The sequence below is a fragment of the Arthrobacter sp. NPDC056886 genome, from assembly GCF_042788715.1.
Lineage (GTDB): Bacteria > Actinomycetota > Actinomycetes > Actinomycetales > Micrococcaceae > Arthrobacter.
Window position 1 is genome coordinate 298,360 of record NZ_JBHUBT010000001.1, and the last position, 16,297, is coordinate 314,656.

At 66.3% G+C, this 16,297-nt stretch carries 19 protein-coding genes and 1 pseudogene; 5 read left to right on the plus strand and 15 right to left on the minus strand.

Annotation, left to right across the window (positions count from 1 at the left end; all coding sequences use genetic code 11):
• Nucleotides 1–44 precede the first annotated feature (44 nt).
• The 3 genes and pseudogenes from ACFRJ8_RS01420 to ACFRJ8_RS01430 all read right to left on the minus strand — a co-directional run.
• Nucleotides 45–146, minus strand: a pseudogene (locus ACFRJ8_RS01420) (TraM recognition domain-containing protein); the annotation flags it as partial.
• Nucleotides 147–199: 53 nt separating this feature from the next.
• Complete coding sequence (locus ACFRJ8_RS01425; protein WP_377984364.1) at nucleotides 200–1,297, minus strand: tartrate dehydrogenase; 1,098 nt, start codon at nucleotides 1,295–1,297, stop codon at nucleotides 200–202.
• A gap of 117 nt (nucleotides 1,298–1,414) precedes the next feature.
• Complete coding sequence (locus ACFRJ8_RS01430; RefSeq protein WP_377984365.1) at nucleotides 1,415–2,329, minus strand: LysR family transcriptional regulator; 915 nt, start codon at nucleotides 2,327–2,329, stop codon at nucleotides 1,415–1,417.
• A 263-nt stretch (nucleotides 2,330–2,592) separates the two neighbouring features.
• Here ACFRJ8_RS01430 and ACFRJ8_RS01435 point away from each other — a divergent pair, with 263 nt between their 5' ends.
• Nucleotides 2,593–4,122 carry a CHAD domain-containing protein gene (locus tag ACFRJ8_RS01435; RefSeq protein ID WP_377984366.1) on the plus strand — a complete coding sequence of 510 codons (1,530 nt, stop codon included), beginning with the start codon at nucleotides 2,593–2,595 and terminating at the stop codon, nucleotides 4,120–4,122.
• 30 nt (nucleotides 4,123–4,152) lie between these two features.
• Entirely contained in the window at nucleotides 4,153–5,091 is a 939-nt protein-coding gene (locus ACFRJ8_RS01440; RefSeq protein ID WP_377984367.1) for a 5'-3' exonuclease H3TH domain-containing protein, read from the plus strand.
• An 80-nt stretch (nucleotides 5,092–5,171) separates the two neighbouring features.
• Here ACFRJ8_RS01440 and ACFRJ8_RS01445 read toward each other — a convergent pair whose 3' ends face one another.
• From ACFRJ8_RS01445 to ACFRJ8_RS01460, 4 genes are all read right to left on the minus strand, one after another.
• Nucleotides 5,172–5,348 carry a CsbD family protein gene (locus ACFRJ8_RS01445; protein ID WP_377984368.1) on the minus strand — a complete coding sequence of 59 codons (177 nt, stop codon included), beginning with the start codon at nucleotides 5,346–5,348 and terminating at the stop codon, nucleotides 5,172–5,174.
• A gap of 151 nt (nucleotides 5,349–5,499) precedes the next feature.
• On the minus strand, nucleotides 5,500–5,631 hold the full coding sequence (locus ACFRJ8_RS01450; protein ID WP_377984369.1) for a hypothetical protein: 132 nt from the start codon (nucleotides 5,629–5,631) through the stop codon (nucleotides 5,500–5,502).
• A 215-nt stretch (nucleotides 5,632–5,846) separates the two neighbouring features.
• Complete coding sequence (locus tag ACFRJ8_RS01455) at nucleotides 5,847–6,572, minus strand: GAF and ANTAR domain-containing protein (protein WP_377984370.1); 726 nt, start codon at nucleotides 6,570–6,572, stop codon at nucleotides 5,847–5,849.
• Between the two features lie 27 nt (nucleotides 6,573–6,599).
• A complete protein-coding gene (locus tag ACFRJ8_RS01460) occupies nucleotides 6,600–7,292 on the minus strand; it encodes a GAF and ANTAR domain-containing protein (protein ID WP_377984371.1) in 693 nt (230 codons plus the stop codon).
• A gap of 189 nt (nucleotides 7,293–7,481) precedes the next feature.
• Between ACFRJ8_RS01460 and ACFRJ8_RS01465 the strand changes: the two genes are divergently transcribed.
• Nucleotides 7,482–8,033 carry a hypothetical protein gene (locus ACFRJ8_RS01465; RefSeq protein WP_377984372.1) on the plus strand — a complete coding sequence of 184 codons (552 nt, stop codon included), beginning with the start codon at nucleotides 7,482–7,484 and terminating at the stop codon, nucleotides 8,031–8,033.
• A 65-nt stretch (nucleotides 8,034–8,098) separates the two neighbouring features.
• Here the strand turns inward: ACFRJ8_RS01465 and ACFRJ8_RS01470 are convergent, their stop codons facing one another.
• Both ACFRJ8_RS01470 and ACFRJ8_RS01475 read right to left on the minus strand, forming a co-directional pair.
• Nucleotides 8,099–8,716: a PadR family transcriptional regulator gene (locus tag ACFRJ8_RS01470; protein WP_377984373.1), complete on the minus strand. Its 618-nt coding sequence runs from the start codon at nucleotides 8,714–8,716 to the stop codon at nucleotides 8,099–8,101.
• A 153-nt stretch (nucleotides 8,717–8,869) separates the two neighbouring features.
• Entirely contained in the window at nucleotides 8,870–9,781 is a 912-nt protein-coding gene (locus ACFRJ8_RS01475; RefSeq protein WP_377984374.1) for an alpha/beta fold hydrolase, read from the minus strand.
• Between the two features lie 128 nt (nucleotides 9,782–9,909).
• Between ACFRJ8_RS01475 and ACFRJ8_RS01480 the strand changes: the two genes are divergently transcribed.
• Nucleotides 9,910–10,452 (plus strand): Chromate resistance protein ChrB, encoded by a 543-nt coding sequence (locus tag ACFRJ8_RS01480; RefSeq protein ID WP_377984375.1) that lies wholly within the window; start codon nucleotides 9,910–9,912, stop codon nucleotides 10,450–10,452.
• Nucleotides 10,449–11,648: an MFS transporter gene (locus ACFRJ8_RS01485; RefSeq protein WP_377984376.1), complete on the plus strand. Its 1,200-nt coding sequence runs from the start codon at nucleotides 10,449–10,451 to the stop codon at nucleotides 11,646–11,648. The genes ACFRJ8_RS01480 and ACFRJ8_RS01485 overlap by 4 nt, the downstream gene beginning before the upstream one ends.
• Before the next feature lie 31 nt (nucleotides 11,649–11,679).
• On the opposite strand, the gene ACFRJ8_RS01490 is transcribed toward ACFRJ8_RS01485, so the two are convergent.
• The 6 genes from ACFRJ8_RS01490 to ACFRJ8_RS01515 form a co-directional block, all read right to left on the minus strand.
• The gene (locus tag ACFRJ8_RS01490; RefSeq protein WP_377984377.1) at nucleotides 11,680–12,783 is read right to left on the minus strand and encodes a cation diffusion facilitator family transporter; all 1,104 of its coding nucleotides are present in this window, start codon (nucleotides 12,781–12,783) and stop codon (nucleotides 11,680–11,682) included.
• Nucleotides 12,780–13,157 (minus strand): ArsR/SmtB family transcription factor, encoded by a 378-nt coding sequence (locus ACFRJ8_RS01495; protein ID WP_377984378.1) that lies wholly within the window; start codon nucleotides 13,155–13,157, stop codon nucleotides 12,780–12,782. Before ACFRJ8_RS01495 ends, ACFRJ8_RS01490 begins: the two co-directional genes overlap by 4 nt.
• 44 nt (nucleotides 13,158–13,201) lie before the next feature.
• The gene (locus ACFRJ8_RS01500) at nucleotides 13,202–13,738 is read right to left on the minus strand and encodes a DinB family protein (RefSeq protein ID WP_377984379.1); all 537 of its coding nucleotides are present in this window, start codon (nucleotides 13,736–13,738) and stop codon (nucleotides 13,202–13,204) included.
• A gap of 28 nt (nucleotides 13,739–13,766) precedes the next feature.
• Nucleotides 13,767–14,189 carry a low molecular weight phosphatase family protein gene (locus tag ACFRJ8_RS01505; protein WP_377984380.1) on the minus strand — a complete coding sequence of 141 codons (423 nt, stop codon included), beginning with the start codon at nucleotides 14,187–14,189 and terminating at the stop codon, nucleotides 13,767–13,769.
• Nucleotides 14,186–15,616 carry an FAD-dependent oxidoreductase gene (locus ACFRJ8_RS01510; RefSeq protein ID WP_377984381.1) on the minus strand — a complete coding sequence of 477 codons (1,431 nt, stop codon included), beginning with the start codon at nucleotides 15,614–15,616 and terminating at the stop codon, nucleotides 14,186–14,188. Before ACFRJ8_RS01510 ends, ACFRJ8_RS01505 begins: the two co-directional genes overlap by 4 nt.
• 206 nt (nucleotides 15,617–15,822) lie before the next feature.
• Complete coding sequence (locus ACFRJ8_RS01515; RefSeq protein ID WP_377984382.1) at nucleotides 15,823–16,245, minus strand: arsenate reductase ArsC; 423 nt, start codon at nucleotides 16,243–16,245, stop codon at nucleotides 15,823–15,825.
• Between the last annotated feature and the right edge of the window lie 52 nt (nucleotides 16,246–16,297).

Consider the following 16,297-nt stretch of genomic DNA (forward strand, 5'->3'; position numbering starts at 1 on the left):
CATCCATGCCGGCGAGGCTGATTTCGTCGTGGCCCCCGACCAGGAATGAGGATGATCCCGCGGGAGCCGTAGTGGCTGTACTGGTCCGGCAGGGCCTTCCGCCGGCAAACGTTCGCTGCCTCATCGAGGATCCCTCGCAGCTGGGTCGGACGGGCGGCGGCGACGGTGCGCGGCGCCGCCCGCCCTGAACAGGGTCTGGCTAGAAGGCGGCGAAGGTGTGGGCGAGGGCCTTGATGATGGCGTCGGTGACGTCATCGGTGTTGGTCTCGCCGCCGACGTCGCGCGTCAGGTAGCCGGCGGCCGTGGTCTGCTCAATCGCGGCCTCGATGCGCCGGGCTTCCCCGTGCAGGCCGAAGTGGTCCAGCATCAGCGCGGCGCTGGCGATCGCGCCGATCGGGTTGCTGATGCCCTTGCCGGCAATGTCCGGGGCGGAGCCGTGGACCGGTTCGAACATGGACGGGAAGCGGCGCTCCGGGTTCAGGTTCGCGCTGGCCGCCAGGCCGAGGCTTCCGGCCAGGGCCGAGCCGAGGTCCGAGAGGATGTCGGCGTTCAGGTTCGAGGCGACGACGACGGAGAGGTCTTCGGGGTGCAGGATGAACTTGGCGCTCATGGCGTCGACCAGGACGCTTTCGGTGGCCACGTCCGGGTAGTCGAGTGCCACGCGCTGGAAGGTTTCGTCCCAGAGGACCATGCCGTACTGCTGGGCGTTGGACTTGGTGACGGAGGACACCTTCTTCACCGTGCGGGTCCGGGCGAGGTCGAAGGCGAAGCGCATGATCCGCTCGCAGCCCTTTTCGGTGAACAGGGCGGTCTGGAGGGCCACTTCGTTGCCGGGGCCGCGGCCGCTGAGGTTCCGTCCGCCGAGGCCGGCGTACTCGCCTTCGCTGTTTTCGCGGACCACGATCCAGTCGAGCTCGGTGTGATCGGCCTTGCGCAGCGGGGACTGGATGCCGGGCAGGAACTTCACCGGGCGGATGTTGGCCCACTGGTCGAAGTTCTGCGTGATGTTCAGGCGCAGGCCCCAGAGGCTGATGTGGTCCGGGACGTTCTCCCAGCCGACGGCGCCGAAGTAGATGGCGTCAAAGTCCTTGAGGACTTCCAGGCCGTTCGGGTCCATCATCTGGCCGGTCTTTTCGTAGTAGCCGCAGCCCCACGGGAACTCGGTCCATTCGAAGGCGAACTTGCCGCCGGAATTCTCTGCAAGGGCATCCAGGACGCGGCGGCCGGCGGAGACAACTTCCTTGCCGACGCCGTCGGCGGGAATGGAAGCGATGCTGAATTTCTGGGTGGCGCTCATGTGCCTACCTCCTCGTTGAGTGTGTTAGCAGCGTCACACTGCTTGTCCTCTTCAAGTAGACGGTCCGGCACCAGCCGCCGTCCAAGACCAAGATTCGATACGCTAAATAGGCTCAACCTATTGGTCGACGGCGTGTGGCCCGTTGGCAGCGGCCACATGCAGCTCTGCGACGGCCAGGAAGGCTTTGGCGGCAGGCGTCAGGTCGTCCTTCCGGCTCAGGATGGCGACGTCGAGATGGGACACCGGTTCGATCAGGAGGGTCCGCAATCCTGACTTGTGCGCCAACGGCGCCCAGGATGAGGGCATTACGGCGTGGCCCACCCCCGCCAAGACCAGCGGCAGGATGGAAGTCCGGTGCGCGACCTCCACGACGATTTCCGTATTGACGCCGCGGGCCAGGGCATCGTCGACTAGCCAGCGCATCAAGGATCCGCGCTGGCTTGCGATCAGCCGGTGCCCGCCAAGATCCTCACGCTGAATGGCCGTTCCCGGACCGAACGTGTCCGCCTGCGCGTTGACGATGAGGATCAACGGCTGGCGCTCCAGCTCCAGTACCTGGACGCCCGGGACCCGCACGGGGTTCGGGGATCCGGCCAGGCCGATTTCAGTGCTGCCGCTGCGGACGGATTCAACGACCTCCTCGGGCGTGAACGCGGCACTGACATTCAACCGCACCGACGGATGCGCCCGGGTGTACTCGGCGATCATGGACGTGAGCGGCTCGATGCCGGGGGAGGGCATGGTGATAATGTCCAACCGCCCGCTCCGGACGCCCCGCAGCGCCTGCACCGCGGACTGCGCTGCATCCAGGTCCCGCATGACCAGCCGGGCCGGCCCGACGAGTTCCTTGCCCGCTTCGCTGAGCACCGCGCGGCGGCCGATGCGGTGAAAGAGCGGCACCCCGAGGTCCTTTTCCAGGCCCGCGATTGTCTGTGAAAGCGACGGCTGGGCGATGAGCAGGTGCTCTGCGGCGCGGCTGAAACCGTCGTGGTCGACGACGGCCAGAAAATACTTCAGCTTCCTTGTGTCCACGCCAGCTCCTTCACCGGTCCGGTCCTGGGGCTTCCGGCGCCTTGGAACGCACCCCCGGAGGCGGCCCAGCGTGCGGCGTGAATGCATAGATAGCCTACGCCTATCAGGACGGGGCTGCCCAGCGTGGCCGGACGCCGCGGAGGTCTGGTCGGGCTGTTCCCGCAGGCCTAGAATCGGGCTGGGCGGAACGGGCCAAGGCACCGGCCGGACGCGCCCGCCGGAGATCAAGTCCGTGTTCCAGCGGTGCCAGTAGGGAGCCCGCCATGGGGACCACGGGAAAACTTGAAACGGAACAAAAGTTTGACGCCGAGACCTCCTCAGCGCTTCCGGACCTGCTGGAAATAGAGGGTGTGGACGATGTCGCGGAGCCGGTGACGGATCAGCTTGAGGCGGTGTACTTCGACACTGCGTCGCTGGCCCTCGCCGCACGGCGCCTGACCCTACGGCGGCGCACGGGCGGGGCGGATGCCGGGTGGCACCTCAAGCTTCCTGCCGGAACCGACCAGCGGGAGGAAATCCATGCCCCGCTGGGCCAGCCGGAGACCGTTCCGGACGAACTATCCGCTTATGTGCAGGTGTTCACCCGGGGCGAGGAACTGGTCCCCGTCGCCCGGCTGAGTACGCGGCGCACCACCTACCGGCTCTACGGGCCTCTCGGTGAGCACCTGGCCGACTTCGCCGACGACCAGGTCCACGCCGAGGCCCTGCAGCCGTCAGGGCCGGCCCTCGAGTGGCGGGAATGGGAGCTCGAACTGGTCCACGGTCCCCGGGAGTTCCTCGCCGCCGCCGCCGAAACCCTGACGTCCACGGGAGCGGCCCAGGCCTCCTATCCGTCCAAACTGGCCCGCACTTTTGGGGATGCCTGGCCGGCCGAAATCAGTCCCCGGACCGGAAAATCCCGGAAGAAACTCCGGAAGAAAGGGCCGGCGGCCGACGTCGTGACGGCCTATCTGGACGCACGGATCGAGGACTACATCGCCCATGATCCGGGCGTGCGGCTGGGGACACCGGATTCCGTCCACAAGATGCGGTCAGCGACCCGCCGGGCGCGCTCCGCCCTGGCCACCTATCGCAAACTCTTCAAGCGCTCAGCGGTCCGGGAACTCCAGGCTGAACTGAAGTGGCTGGGCCAGATCCTGGGTCCGGCTCGCGACGCCGAGGTGATGCTGGAGCGGCTTCGCCAGCACGTCCTGGAACTCCCCGAAGAACAGCAGTCCGGCTCTTTGAACCAGATGATCGAGCTGGAGCTGGTCGCAGCCCACGACGCAGGTTACAGAAACGTCCTGGAGACCCTCCGGACCGACCGCTATTTCCGTCTCCTTGGCTCCCTGGAGGACTTCCGGGACCACCCGCCGGCCAAGCCGCGCGCCTTCCGCCCAGCCCGCAAAATGACGGCCAAGCTGGTGAACAAGACAGCAAAGCGGGTGGAGCGCTCCCGCAAGGCCGTCAAACGGTCAGCCGGCCGGACCGACCGTGACACGGCGCTGCACGAGGTCCGAAAAAACGCCAAACGCCTGCGGCACGCGGGTGAATCGGTCATGGAGATCCACGGTAAACGCGCCGCCAAGCTCACAAAATCCGCTGGACGGCTCCAGACAGTACTCGGCGACCATCAGGACAGCGTCATGGCGACCGCCCTGCTGCGGAGACTGGCGGCCACCCCGGACCGACCCGCCGATACCGACCTCGGCTTCGAGAGCTTGCTGGCGATGGAAGAACGCATTGCTCGGAAGACGGAGAAAAAAGCCCGCAAGGTAGGGAAAAAGCTTCGCGGCCTGCGGCTCCGCTCCTGACCCGCGGGCGGATCCGTGTCAGGATCAGTCATGACCGACCGCCTGATGCTGCTCGACACCGCGTCGCTGTACTTTCGCGCGTTCTACGGCGTGCCCGACACGATCCGCCGCGCCGACGGCACCCCGGTGAACGCCGTCCGCGGGCTGCTCGACATGATCGCGCGGCTCACCACCGACTACGGCGCCACGCACCTCATTGCGTGCTGGGACGACGACTGGCGTCCGCAGTGGCGGGTGGACCTCATCCCGAGCTACAAGTCCCATCGAGTCGCCGAGATCGTGGCCGGCGCAGCGGATCTCGAGGTCGTGCCGGGCGCACTCGAGGCGCAGATTCCGATGATCCGCCGGGTGCTCGGGCTCGCCGGCATCGCCGTCGTCGGGGCGGCCGAACACGAGGCCGACGACGTGATCGGCACCTATGCGAGCCACGCCGAGCTTCCGGTCGACGTCGTGACGGGCGACCGTGACCTCTTCCAGGTCGTCGAGGACGCCCGCCAGGTTCGGGTGATCTACACCGCGCGTGGGATGAGGAACCTCGAAGTCCTGACCGACGCCGTCGTCGTCGGCAAGTACCGGGTGCTGCCGGTGCAGTATGCCGACTACGCGACCCTGCGCGGCGACAGCTCCGACGGGCTTCCGGGCGTCGCCGGCATCGGCGAGAAAACCGCCGCGTCGCTGCTCGGAGAGTACGGCACGCTCGACGGGCTGCTCGCGGCCGCCGCGGACGCAGGAAGCGGGATGTCCGCCTCTGTGCGGTCGAAACTCGCCGCGGCTGCGGACTACCTCACGGTCGCGCCCGCCGTCGTGAAGATCGTGCGGGACCTGGACCTGCCGACGCTCGAGGCGGCAGGCGCGCAACTGCACCCGGTCCTCGGAAGTTCGCGCGCCGATCTTGAGCGTCTCGCCACAGAGTGGAATCTCGGCGGATCGGTCAGGCGGCTCCTTGAGGCGCTCGACCTGCGTCGTTAAGGAAAGTTTTGGACTGTGTGGGCAAAGGCCGGGGCGGAGGTGCGATCCGGGCCGCACCTCCGCCCTCCGGCGGCCTGTTTTCAGTGTTTCTTGAAAGCGTCCTTGACTTTTTCGCCGGCCTGCTTCAGGTCTGCTTTGACTTGGTGGCTCTTGCCTTCGGCCTTGAGCTTGTCGTCTCCGGTGGCTTTGCCGGCCGTCTCTTTGCCTTTGCCGTGGAGTTTCTCGGCGGCATTGTGGATCTTGTCACCCAGGCCCATGATGATCCTCCTTATTTGGTCGCCCCCGCGACGTGAATGCCATGGAGGCCACAATTAATTGTAAGGACAGAAGCGCAGAAAGTGGGGGCAACGGTTCATCGACAATTGCGCTGGTCCGGACCAAGGAGCGCCCCGGAAACAACTGCCAAAATCAGGTGATCAAAGTATGCAGATCCACTCCGAAGATTGCCACCAGCGGCCAGAGGACAATTGCCGCCAAGCCTTCCAGAATGTTGCCGGGAATGTTCCACGCCACAAGATAGCCGTGGGTGGCGGCGACCACTACGCCGATGGCCAGATATATGGTCCCGATCAGACCTATTCCGCGCCCACCAGATTGGCGCCTGCCTATTCCGCGCATCATCGCTCTTTTCCCGCCGCGGGGTGTGGCTCTAACTATAGAGTTCCGGGGGTCATTTCCGGGAGGGACCATTGGCAGGGGTCAGCGCCCGAACCGACCCTGCATTGTTCGTGGGCGGGGAGGTCCGCGACGGAGATTCATTCTTCGGGATCGATGGTGATTCTGCGGTTGATGATTCTTTCCGCGGTGTCGTAGAGGGTCTGGTTGTGGGCGCGGGCGTACCCGCGAAGCAACGCAAACGACGTGTTCATGTCGACATTGGAGGTGTGGGCGATCACACCCTTGGCCTGCTCGATCAGGATGCGGCTGTTGAGGGCTCGCTTCAGCTGTTCGTTGATCAGGGCGTTTTCCCGCGCCGCGCGTTCCTGCAGGAGGGTGATGGTTGCCACGTCGGCGAACGCCTGTGCAATTGCGGCGTCCTCGGAACTGAGAGGACCGGTTTCGTGGCCAAAGAGGTTCAGGGCACCGATGGTCCGGCTGCGCAGGCGCATGGGGACGGCGTGGAGGGACCGGAATCCCTGGGAAAGGGCAGAAGACTGGAAGAGCGGCCACCGAGAAGCCTGCGCCGCGATGTCATCAATAGCTACGACAGCGCCGGTACGGAAGCAGTCCACGCACGGCCCCGCCCCAGCTTCGAGCTGAAGGACTTCCACCAGTTGGCTCTCCTCGCTGGTCGAGGCCATTACCTGGAGGTCTCCGGCGGGATCGACAAGCACGAGCCCGGCGGCCGCGGCGTCAAGAATTCCCACTGATTCCTCCACCAGGGTGTGGAGGAGGTCCAAGACGTCGTACTCCGCCACAAGAGTGTCCGCTATCTTGACGAAAGCGGCACTCACGCGAACGGCACGGCCCAGCATCGCCATACAAGGATTTTACTGCAGGCGCCCATCTCAGTCGCCCCCCGGGGTAAAGTCAAGGCCCCTGCTGACCACATCCCGGGCGACCTCCCGGACGGTACGCCCCTGGGCAAATGCATACGCCCGCATCAGCAGCAGGGCGTCCCGCGCCGACGTCCCGGCCTGCGCCAGAACCATCCCTGTGGCCTGGTGGATCTCGCGCCGGGACAGGGGGGAGTCGTCCGCCGGGGCGTCCGTGCCGTCTCCTGGGGCAAGGGTCAGGAGCTGCCGCAGCAACAGCCAGGTCGCTTCATCGGCGAGTTGCACGGCCGTGGACTGCTCCGTCTGGCTGAGCGGGCCGGATTCGGACCTGTAAAGCTCCGCCACGCCGATGTCCAAGGCACCGAGCACGAGCGGGAAAACGAAAAGGGCCGAAACATCCAGTTCCAGCAAGGATTCAGCAAAGACCGGCCACGCGGCGTGCGGTCCCCTGCGCACATCCGGCAGAAGCACGGGTCTGCGGGTTTGCAAGGCCTCCCAGCGCGGTCCTTCCCCCAGATCGAACTGCAGCTCATCGATCCTGGCCGCCACCGCGTCGCTGGCGCACACCATGGACGCCGGTGACAGGCCGGAAAACACTGAAATCGCGGCTCCGGAGATCTCCAACGACTCAACGAATTCCTTGCACAGGCCGGCATCGAGTCCCTCCGCCATTGAACCTGCGCCTGAGTCTGTGCCGTCAGCCATTGTTCCTCCAGTTTGTGCCCGTCTGAACTGCAACCGGATGGCAGTTGTTGTCCATTCTGCCGCGGCTGGCGAGTTCCATGGCCCGGTCCTTTGAGGCCTACCTTCCTGATTCAATGCCAGATAAAATAAGTGTGTTGCCCCGGACCCTGGTAGCGCCATCCTGTCAGCGCACTTTCCAGGAGGCCCCTGATGCAAGGCAACCCAATCATCCGTCCAGCGTCCACACACCCGTTCCATAGGTCCGGACCAATCACAGATGTTCGCATCGGACGGCTGAAATCCGCTGCGGAACAGCGGGTCCAGGAACTTGATGCCGGCCAGGAATGGCCTCCCTCGCCGTCGGCCTTGGCACTCGAGGAGCTGGCCGCCGAGCTGGCCGAGTTCCTGGGTGGGCGGCAAGAACCGGGCCCGGAGCGGCTGTCCTCATACGCTTGGCATCGCAGCAGCGCGCAAGATTCCGGCGCTTGGCGGGACCAGCAGCTGGCAGAGATCGAGGACCTCGCCGGGGACCTGAAAAAGAAGGTAGCCCGGTATGCGTCGTTGCGGGCACTCCAGTCCGCCGGCGTGAGCGCGGGGCCAGCCAACGCGGCTGCCGTAGCGTGGATTCACCAAGCCCTGGAGGATATCGCCGCGACTGCCTTGGGTCTGGAAGTCGCATCCCGGGAACTGTTCCTTCGGGCCGGGATGGCCGGGGAGCAGACTTTGAACGTCGAGGCAGCCCAAGAGCAAACCGCAGAATGATCGGCAGCATCGCGATCCGACAGGCATCTTAGCGCCCGGCCGGCCACATCGGAGAAACTGCGGTGCTAGTCGGCGAGGATGCGGTAAAGCGCGCGGCGGGTGTCATCGATTACTTCCATCGCGGCATTGCGTTGTTCCTCGGTTGCCGAGAAGCGGAACTGGTGGATGACTCCCATGAGCTTTCCCACGCTCTGGTGAAACGCCGGCCCGGATCCCTGAGGATCGGTGTTCCACGCGTTCCCCAGCTCCTCGGCGTGATCGGCCACGTAAGCCTTGCCCGCGTCGGTGAGTGTGAACTCGGTGCGCCGGCCGTCACCCACGGGCGCGATCAGCTCTTCATCCACGAGCTGCTGGAGTGTCGGGTAGACGGAGCCCGGGCTCGGACGCCAGGCTCCCGCCGTCTTATCGGCAATTGTCTTGATCAGGCCGTAGCCGTTGGACGGTGATTCGGCGAGGAGGGAGAGAATCGCCGAACGAACATCGCCCCTGTTGGCCCGCCTTGAACCGCCGGGACCAAACCCTGGTCCGAAACCGGGACCGAATCCCGGGCCGAAACCTGGCCCAAACCCGCGGCCCGGCCCGAAGCCGCCGTGTCCGTGGGGTCCGCGACGGCTCCTGCCGCGCCCGAAGCGTCCCAGCGCTGGTCCGCCGTCCGTAAATTTGTCGTCGTGAAGGCCTTTCATAGCGGCATCGCCCTTCCATGTCAGTTGAATATTCCTGATTGTCGCCGATCAATCGGCGATAATTAACGATATATCGGTAAGTATCGCCGGTCAATGGTTGACCCGACTGGATATTCGCTGCCTCAGGCAGGTGGCCAGCCGCCGTCGGACACGTCAGGGAGACCGTAGGCTTTCCAGCAGCCGTTGCACTTGCTCCGGCCGCTCGATGTTCGCGAAGTGGCCGCAACGCGGGATCGTCACCGTCTGGACGTGCGGGATGATGCTGGCCAGCCGGACCAGGTCGGACCGAGGCGTGAACACGTCGCGGTCCCCGCGGATCGCCAAGGCGGGGGAGTGGATGCCGCGCCACTGGCCGAAATCGTAGTGCGCCGCCGCCCGGGCTGCTGCGGAGAAGCTGGCCGGCCGGGCGTCATCGCCGAGCCCGCGGAGCACCCCGGCGGGAATGGCTGCGGGTTCTGCGAAAAACGGCCACATCAGCGGTCGCATCACACGGGTGGCCCCGATTGCACGGACCAGTGACGACCCTGCCGGACCCAGGGATGCCATGGCGCGCATGGCCAGCAGCATGCCAACAAACGCCGGGAACGTGAACAGGCTGCGCAGGGGCCCGCGGGCCGCCCCGGAGACGCCGAATGTTGTGGCCGAAATGGTGGCCACACTGGCGGTCCGCTCGGGCTGCGCCGCGGCAAGGTGCAATGCCAGGAACCCTCCCATGGAGTGGCCCACCAGGTTCCAGCGCCGGTAGCCGAGTGAGTTCAGCACCGCGGTGACGGCCCGTGCCATCGCCTCGATATCGAGTTCTTCCAGCCGGGCACCCGTGGTGGATTCACCCCAGCCCGGAAGATCAATCAACACCCGATCGTGGGCCGAGGCCGCGGGAAGCAGTGCCCGGAAGGTCGTCCAGGATCCCGCGGCGCCATGAAGGTAGACATCCGCTGTGCCGGCCGGCCGCCGGCTGCCGGTACCCTGCTGAACCCGCACTGTACAAGGACCCAGCTCCGTGGGAACCACCTCCCGCCGCAGGGGGGCCATTCCCGTGGCTGCGTTCGCCTGCTGAACACTCATGCTCACCTACCGTTCGTGGTCTCTGAAACTGATTCGGAGCCGCAGAGGTGAAGGACGGGACGTTGCCTTTATCCGGCTGGAATGCCGGTGCATCCACCGTGGATGTAGCAACCGTTACAATTGTGCATGTGACCCAAAAGACCGAAGTGCCCTGGCTTGTCCTGCTGGTGCAGGTGCCGTCGGATCCGTCCCGCTACCGCGTGGCGGTCTGGCGGGAACTGCGTCGATTCGGTGCCGTTCCCATTGGCCAAGGCGCCTGGACCGCGCCTGATGTTCCTGTCTGCCGGGAGGGGGCAGAAAAGGCCCGGGAACTGGCCCGCGCAGGCCACGGCGACCTGATTCTGCTGACCACCGGTTCCGCCGACGCAGATGCCGCCAAACTGCGTGCACTGTTTGATGCGGCCCGGGATGATGAATGGGCCGAGTTCGTCGCGGATTGTGGGAAATTCCGGGCCGAGATTGTCCGCGAAATTGCCAAGCAGAAGTTCACCCTTGCCGAGCTCGAGGAGGAAGAGCAAAGCCTGGATCGGCTGCGGCGGTGGTTCCGCTCAATCCGAGGCAGGGACGTCTTCGGCAGCCCATCGGCTTCCGGCGCCGAAGCGAACTTGGCGGACTGCGTTGTTGCGCTGGAGGATTTCGCTGGACTGGTCTACCAGGAGCTGCACTCGTGAGCCAGTCTCCGCAGGTCCTGGCCGCCCGGTCCTCCTCTGCCCCGTTGTACGCCGCAGGGTTCGTGACCGCCTTCGGCGCGCACAGTATTGCCGCGGGGATGGGTGCCCAGAGTGAGAACATCGGGCTGACATTGCTGAATTTGGGCATTCTGCTCGCCCTGTATGACCTCTCTGAGGTCTTCCTCAAACCTGTCTTCGGAGCTCTCAGTGACCGCATCGGCACCAAGCCCGTCATCGTTGGAGGCCTTTTGGCCTTTGCCGTGCTTTCCCTCATAGGTCTGTGGGGCGCCGATCCGCTCATGCTGGGCCTGGCCCGGCTCGGGCAGGGCGCTGCGGCCTCTGCCTTCTCTCCGGCCTCCTCGGCCATGGTGGCACGCCTTGCCCGGGGGAGAAGCGCCGGCACCTACTTCGGCCGGTACGGCTCCTGGAAGAGTTTGGGATACGTGATCGGGCCGATGCTCGGAGCCGGCCTGATCTTCTCGGGCGGCTTTCCGCTGCTGTTCGCGGCCCTCTCGGTGCTGGCGGCAGTCGCGGCGGTGTGGGTGCTTGTTTCCGTACCGCATCTGGAACCCCTTCCGCGGCAGCGCTACACCGTTCTGGACCTGGCGCGGCAGGTCACGGAACGGCGGTTCTTGGTCCCCACACTTGTCCTGGCAGCCTCCACCGCCGCACTCGGCGCGGCGATCGGGTTTCTTCCCGCCCTGGCCACGAGGCACGGCCTCGACGCTCTGGCCGGAACGGCAGCGGTCAGCGTCCTCGCAGTCGCCTCCCTGCTCACCCAGCCCCGGATAGGCAAGATGCGTGACGGCGGCAGCATCAGCGATGCGCGGGGCATGACCTCAGGGCTCCTGCTGACGGCGAGTGGCATCGCACTCCTGGCCCTGGCGCCCGGGCCGGTCACCATTTACCTTGCTGCCGCGGCGATCGGTGCCGGTGTGGGCGTGGCCACTCCACTCGGCTTCGCCCACCTGGCGGACACCACTCCGCCTGAACGCATGGGCCGCACCATGGGCTCGGCCGAACTCGGACGCGAACTGGGGGACGCGGGCGGTCCGCTGCTGGTGGGCGGCATCGCCACATTCATCAGCCTGCCCGCCGGCCTCGGGGCCCTTGCAGTCCTAGTGGCAGTGGCCAGTGTTCCCCGACTCGCCCGCGGAGGGCCCGGGACGCCGGAGGATGCCCCACCCCGGAACTGACTGCCCGCCCCGACACTCCGTGACGGCAGGTTTATCCGTGGCTCGGGGGACGAGGCGGTCCGTCCTCCCCTGCCCGGGCGAACATGGGCACCGTCGTCACGGATCCCACGTTCGGGAGTGCCTGGCGGGCGGCATGCTCGAGTTCGTCGTGGACAGTGGCAAGTTCCCCTAAAGCAGTGAGCGCGGCCAGCGGAATGGAGACCTCGACGTGAAGCCGATGGCCGGACCAGCGCAGCCGGGACGTTGCGCCGGCGGGGGCGTGGGCGGTGACAACCGCGGCCAGGCGGTCCGTCAGGTCAGAGTCGACGCCGTCCATGAGCCGGCGCCCGATGTCGCGAATGGTTCCCCACAGCAGCACCGCGATTGCTGCGGAGATGAACAGGCCCACGATCGGGTCCGCGAGGGGGAACCCGAGCCATATGCCGATGACCCCGGCGACGACGGCCAGTGAGGTGAAGCCGTCGGTGCGGGCGTGAATGCCGTCGGCGACGAGCGCGGCGGAGCCGATTCGTCGTCCCACGCGGATCCTGTAGATCGCGACGAGTTCGTTGCCGGCAAAGCCCACGAGCCCGGCGGCGAGCACCCAGCCCAGGTTCTGGACCGGCTGGGGTTCAAAGAAACGGCGGATGGATTCGACGGCGGCCACGACGGCCGAGAGGGCGATCATCGCCACGATGAACAGCCCTGCAAGGTCCTCGGCACGGCCGAATCCGTAGGTGAACGTCCGGGTCGCGCGGCGGCGCCCGAGCAGGAAGGCGATCCACAGCGGCACGGCGGTCAGGGCATCGGAAAAATTGTGGACTGTGTCCGCCAGCAGCGCCACGGAGCCGCTGATGAGCACGATGGCCAGCTGGAACAGTGACGTGGCTCCAAGCCCGAGCAGGGAGACCTTGACGGCGCGGATGCCCTGGGCGCTTGACTCCATTGCTGAGTCGATCGAGTCGGCCGCGTCATGGGAGTGGGGCACCAAGAGCCCCCGCAGCCACCCCTTGAACCCGGTCGCGTGAACGTGCCCGTGCGGTCCGTGGTGATGGTCGTCGTCGTGAGCGTGACGGCCGCCGTCGTCTGCGCCATGGCCAGAGTGGCTGTGCGGGTGGGCGTGAATATCGTGGCAGGGATGCATCGGCTGGTTCATGCGCCGGCCTCCGTCGTGAGGCTGTGCGGAGCGGTGGTGTGATGCGGAGCGACGCCGAGGGTGTGTTCTGCCTGGTGAATGGCGTCGGCCACGAGCTGCCAGGCGTGCCCGTCCTGCAGTCGGTAGTAGACCTTGGTGCCTTCCTGGCGGGTGGCGACCATGCGGGCCAGCCGCATCTTGGCCAGATGCTGGGACACCGCAGCCGCAGATTTCCCGGCCCTTTCAGCAAGCACGTTGACGGGAAGTTCGCCATGGCGGAGGGCCAGGATCAGCCTGACCCGGGTGGCATCGGCCAGCATGGCAAAAACCTCCACCGCCAGTTCAACGTACTGGCTGTCCGCGGTGAGGGTGCAAGCATCGCTATCTGCATTCATACGCAGATACTTACATATAGGGCCGCCGCTAACAAGGGCGGCGGTCAGTCGTCGTCCCTTTGATGCCGAAGGCTCAGCTGCTGGGCGTGGAAGTCGAAATGGTGTGTGGGGTAGGCGTACACATCGTTGAGTGTCATCAGCGGTGTGAAGAAGGGATCCCACCTGTCGGGGAACGGCATCGACCTGGCGAGCGACTCGGAGCTCTCGTGCCCGAGCCGGCGGGAGAGTGCGGCGATGGTCTTGCCCAGTTTCCGGCTCATTCTGCGTCTGTTGAAGACAAGGGCGGCGCCCCGTGAACCCCAGTAATTCACGGCATCAAACGGACGAGTGCCCGCGTTGAGGAGGGCCGCAAATGCTCTGCCAACCGGGCGGGGGAGCCGGCTGACAACGTTGACGAGCGGAAGCAGGGCGCGGACCACCATGTAGCCGAAGACCATGTGGAAGAGCAGCTCCTCGTTGGTCCAGCGTGTCCCGTCGGTTTTGCGGTGGAGATCTGCCGGCGCTGCCCCCTGCAGCAAGGCGTCGAGGTCGCGGCGGGCGCGGCTGTACCCCACCAGGATCTCGTCCTTCGTCGGCTCCACGATGTGCGCTCCCGCCCCGCGGATACGGTCAGTTTCCCGTGAGCTCCGCGTACAGTTTCTGGACTCGAGCCTTAATGTCGTCCCGGACCAGGCTCATGCGCTCCATGCCTTCGATGCCGCGTTTGGAAGGCTCGTCCGTTTCCCAGAACTCGAGCCGCTTGCCCTCGCGGGGCTCGACTTTCGCTTCGGTGCCCAGGACGATGACGACGTCGGCCGCCTCCAGGGCTTCATCCGTGACGGGTTTGGGGTGTTCGCCGCTGATGTCGATGCCGAGCTCTGCCAGGGAGTCCACGGACTGGGGGTTCAGCGATTCGGCGGGCTTGGTCCCGGCGGAGTGCACCGTGACGGTCCCGTTGGCGAGCTGGTTCATCAGTCCGGCGGCGAGCTGGGATTTTCCGCCGTTCTTGCTGCAGACGAACAGGACGCTGGGTGTTTTCGTGGTCGCGGTCATGCCTTCGATTCTTCCTTACCGGAGCCGGGGCTGCTGAGCACTGATGCGGCCAGTTGGCTTTCGCCGGAGCGGCCGTGGGCCAGCCCGGTGGGGAAACCGACGAGCACCGGCTCGGGAGCGGCGCAGCACGAGGACTCGGACGCGACGGCGGCTGGGGCCGGAACATCGCAGCTGGTGCCGGCGTCGGAGGAGCAGACGCCGGTTTCGGGGAGTTCGAGCTGGACGGCGTCCGCGGCTTCGCGGTCACCGGCCAGGGCGGCGGCGACGGAGCGGACCTGTTCGTAGCCCGTGGCCAGCAGGAAGGTCGGCGCCCTGCCGTAGGACTTCATGCCGACAATGTAGAAGTCCTTGTCCGGGTGTGCCAGCAGTGCTGCTCCGTGCGGGGGGACGGTGCCGCACGAGTGGAATTCAGGGTCGATGAGCGGGCCGAGTTCGGTAGGCGCTTCGACGGCCGGGTCCAGGTTCAGCCGGAGCTCCCGCAGGATCTCCAGGTCCGGGCGGAAGCCGGTGCAGGGAACGACGACGTCGGCCTCGAGGGTCCGGCCGTCAACGGATCCGACCGTAACGTGCGAGGTGAGGGAATTCAGCGAGCCGATGCCGAAGCCGGTGTGCAGTTCGATGGTTCCGGCGCCGACGAGGCGGCGCAGGCGGGCACCGAGCTGACCGCGGGCGGGCAGCCCGTCGGCGTGGCCGCCGCCGTAGACCTTCTCGGCGGACGCGCCGCGGATGGCCCAGAGGATCCGCGTGTCCGGTTCTTCCTTGGCCACGTCGGCGAGGCTGATGAGGGTGTTGGCGGCGGAGTGGCCGGCGCCGACGACCAGGACACGGCGTCCGGCAAAGGATCCGCGGTCGCGACCGGTGACATCCGGGAGCGGGGAGGAAATCCTGGAGGCAGCGGCGGCTTCTCCGGCCGCGGGCAGCCCGGAGGTGCCCAGTGGGTTGCGGGTGGACCAAGTGCCGGAGGCGTCAATGACCCCGGCCACGGTGTGGTCGCGGGTCTCTCCGTCGGCGTGTTCGACCCGGACCACGAACGGGGTGGTCTCGCGGTTGCGGGTGTGGGTCTTGTCCATGCCGGCGCGGGTCACGGCGATGACCCTGGCGCCTGTCTGCAGCTGCGAGCTGATGACCGGGAGGGCGGCTATCGGGGTCAGGTACTGGTCAATGAGTTCCCCGCCGTAGGGCAGGGCCGTGGGCCGGGGCGATTCCCAGCCGTCGGCTTCGAGCAGGCGTACGGCGGCGGCGTCGATGTTGTACCGCCATGGGGAGAACAACCGGATGTGGCGCCACTGTTCGATGGCGGCACCCGCGGTGTGGCCGGCTTCGAAGATCAGCGGTTCCAGACCGCGTTCAAGCAGGTGGGCGGCAGCCGCCAGGCCCACGGGACCGGCGCCGATCACGGCAACGGGAAGGTTCTTCGTTGAATCCATAGTGCCCTCTGTTTCATCCGTACGTGTGGCGTCCCTGTTGGGAGGCACCTGCCGGTCCCTGGCGGGGCCGGCAGAGGGTGTTAGCAGCAGTTCTGCATGTCATCAGGGCAGTCATCGCAGCAACCCGAGTCACTGCAGCATCCTGTCGTCATTCAGCTCACCCCCTCTCCGGCCGGGGTCAGGGTTGTCCTGGTGCTCGGTAGGGGCTATTTGGCCGCGGGCGTGAGGGAGGCGATCAGGTCTTCGATGCGGGTCTTGATCTCGTCGCGGATCGGGCGGACGGAGTCCACGCCCTGGCCGGCAGGGTCCTCCAGGACCCAGTCCTCGTAGCGCTTGCCGGGGAAGTAGGGGCATTCGTCGCCGCAGCCCATGGTGATCACGACGTCGGATTCCTTCACTGCCTCGGTGGTGAGGATCTTCGGGATTTCGGCGGACATGTCGATGCCGAGTTCCGCCATGGCCTCCACGGCTGCCGGGTTGACCTTGTCCGCGGGCTGGGACCCGGCGGAGCGGACTTCAATCCTGCCCTCCCCGAGGGTGGTCAGGAAAGAGGCGGCCATCTGGGAACGGCCGGCGTTGTGGACGCAGACGAACAAAACGGAGGGCTTCTTGGCGGTTTCGGTGCTCACGGGTTTCTCCTGGGATCAGTTAGGTGCGGATCGGTTTTGATGAGGTCGTCGT

What these genes read in the sequence shown, in the direction of transcription:
- ACFRJ8_RS01425 (WP_377984364.1), bottom strand. Translation starts at nt 1,297, where the DNA reads ATGAGCGCCACCCAGAAATTCAGCATCGCTTCCATTCCCGCCGACGGC.
- ACFRJ8_RS01435 (WP_377984366.1), top strand. Translation starts at nt 2,593, where the DNA reads ATGGGGACCACGGGAAAACTTGAAACGGAACAAAAGTTTGACGCCGAG.
- ACFRJ8_RS01440 (WP_377984367.1), top strand. Translation starts at nt 4,153, where the DNA reads ATGACCGACCGCCTGATGCTGCTCGACACCGCGTCGCTGTACTTTCGC.
- ACFRJ8_RS01445 (WP_377984368.1), bottom strand. Translation starts at nt 5,348, where the DNA reads ATGGGCCTGGGTGACAAGATCCACAATGCCGCCGAGAAACTCCACGGC.
- ACFRJ8_RS01455 (WP_377984370.1), bottom strand. Translation starts at nt 6,572, where the DNA reads ATGGCGATGCTGGGCCGTGCCGTTCGCGTGAGTGCCGCTTTCGTCAAG.
- ACFRJ8_RS01460 (WP_377984371.1), bottom strand. Translation starts at nt 7,292, where the DNA reads ATGGCTGACGGCACAGACTCAGGCGCAGGTTCAATGGCGGAGGGACTC.
- ACFRJ8_RS01465 (WP_377984372.1), top strand. Translation starts at nt 7,482, where the DNA reads ATGCAAGGCAACCCAATCATCCGTCCAGCGTCCACACACCCGTTCCAT.
- ACFRJ8_RS01470 (WP_377984373.1), bottom strand. Translation starts at nt 8,716, where the DNA reads ATGAAAGGCCTTCACGACGACAAATTTACGGACGGCGGACCAGCGCTG.
- ACFRJ8_RS01475 (WP_377984374.1), bottom strand. Translation starts at nt 9,781, where the DNA reads ATGAGTGTTCAGCAGGCGAACGCAGCCACGGGAATGGCCCCCCTGCGG.
- ACFRJ8_RS01490 (WP_377984377.1), bottom strand. Translation starts at nt 12,783, where the DNA reads ATGAACCAGCCGATGCATCCCTGCCACGATATTCACGCCCACCCGCAC.
- ACFRJ8_RS01495 (WP_377984378.1), bottom strand. Translation starts at nt 13,157, where the DNA reads ATGAATGCAGATAGCGATGCTTGCACCCTCACCGCGGACAGCCAGTAC.
- ACFRJ8_RS01505 (WP_377984380.1), bottom strand. Translation starts at nt 14,189, where the DNA reads ATGACCGCGACCACGAAAACACCCAGCGTCCTGTTCGTCTGCAGCAAG.
- ACFRJ8_RS01510 (WP_377984381.1), bottom strand. Translation starts at nt 15,616, where the DNA reads ATGGATTCAACGAAGAACCTTCCCGTTGCCGTGATCGGCGCCGGTCCC.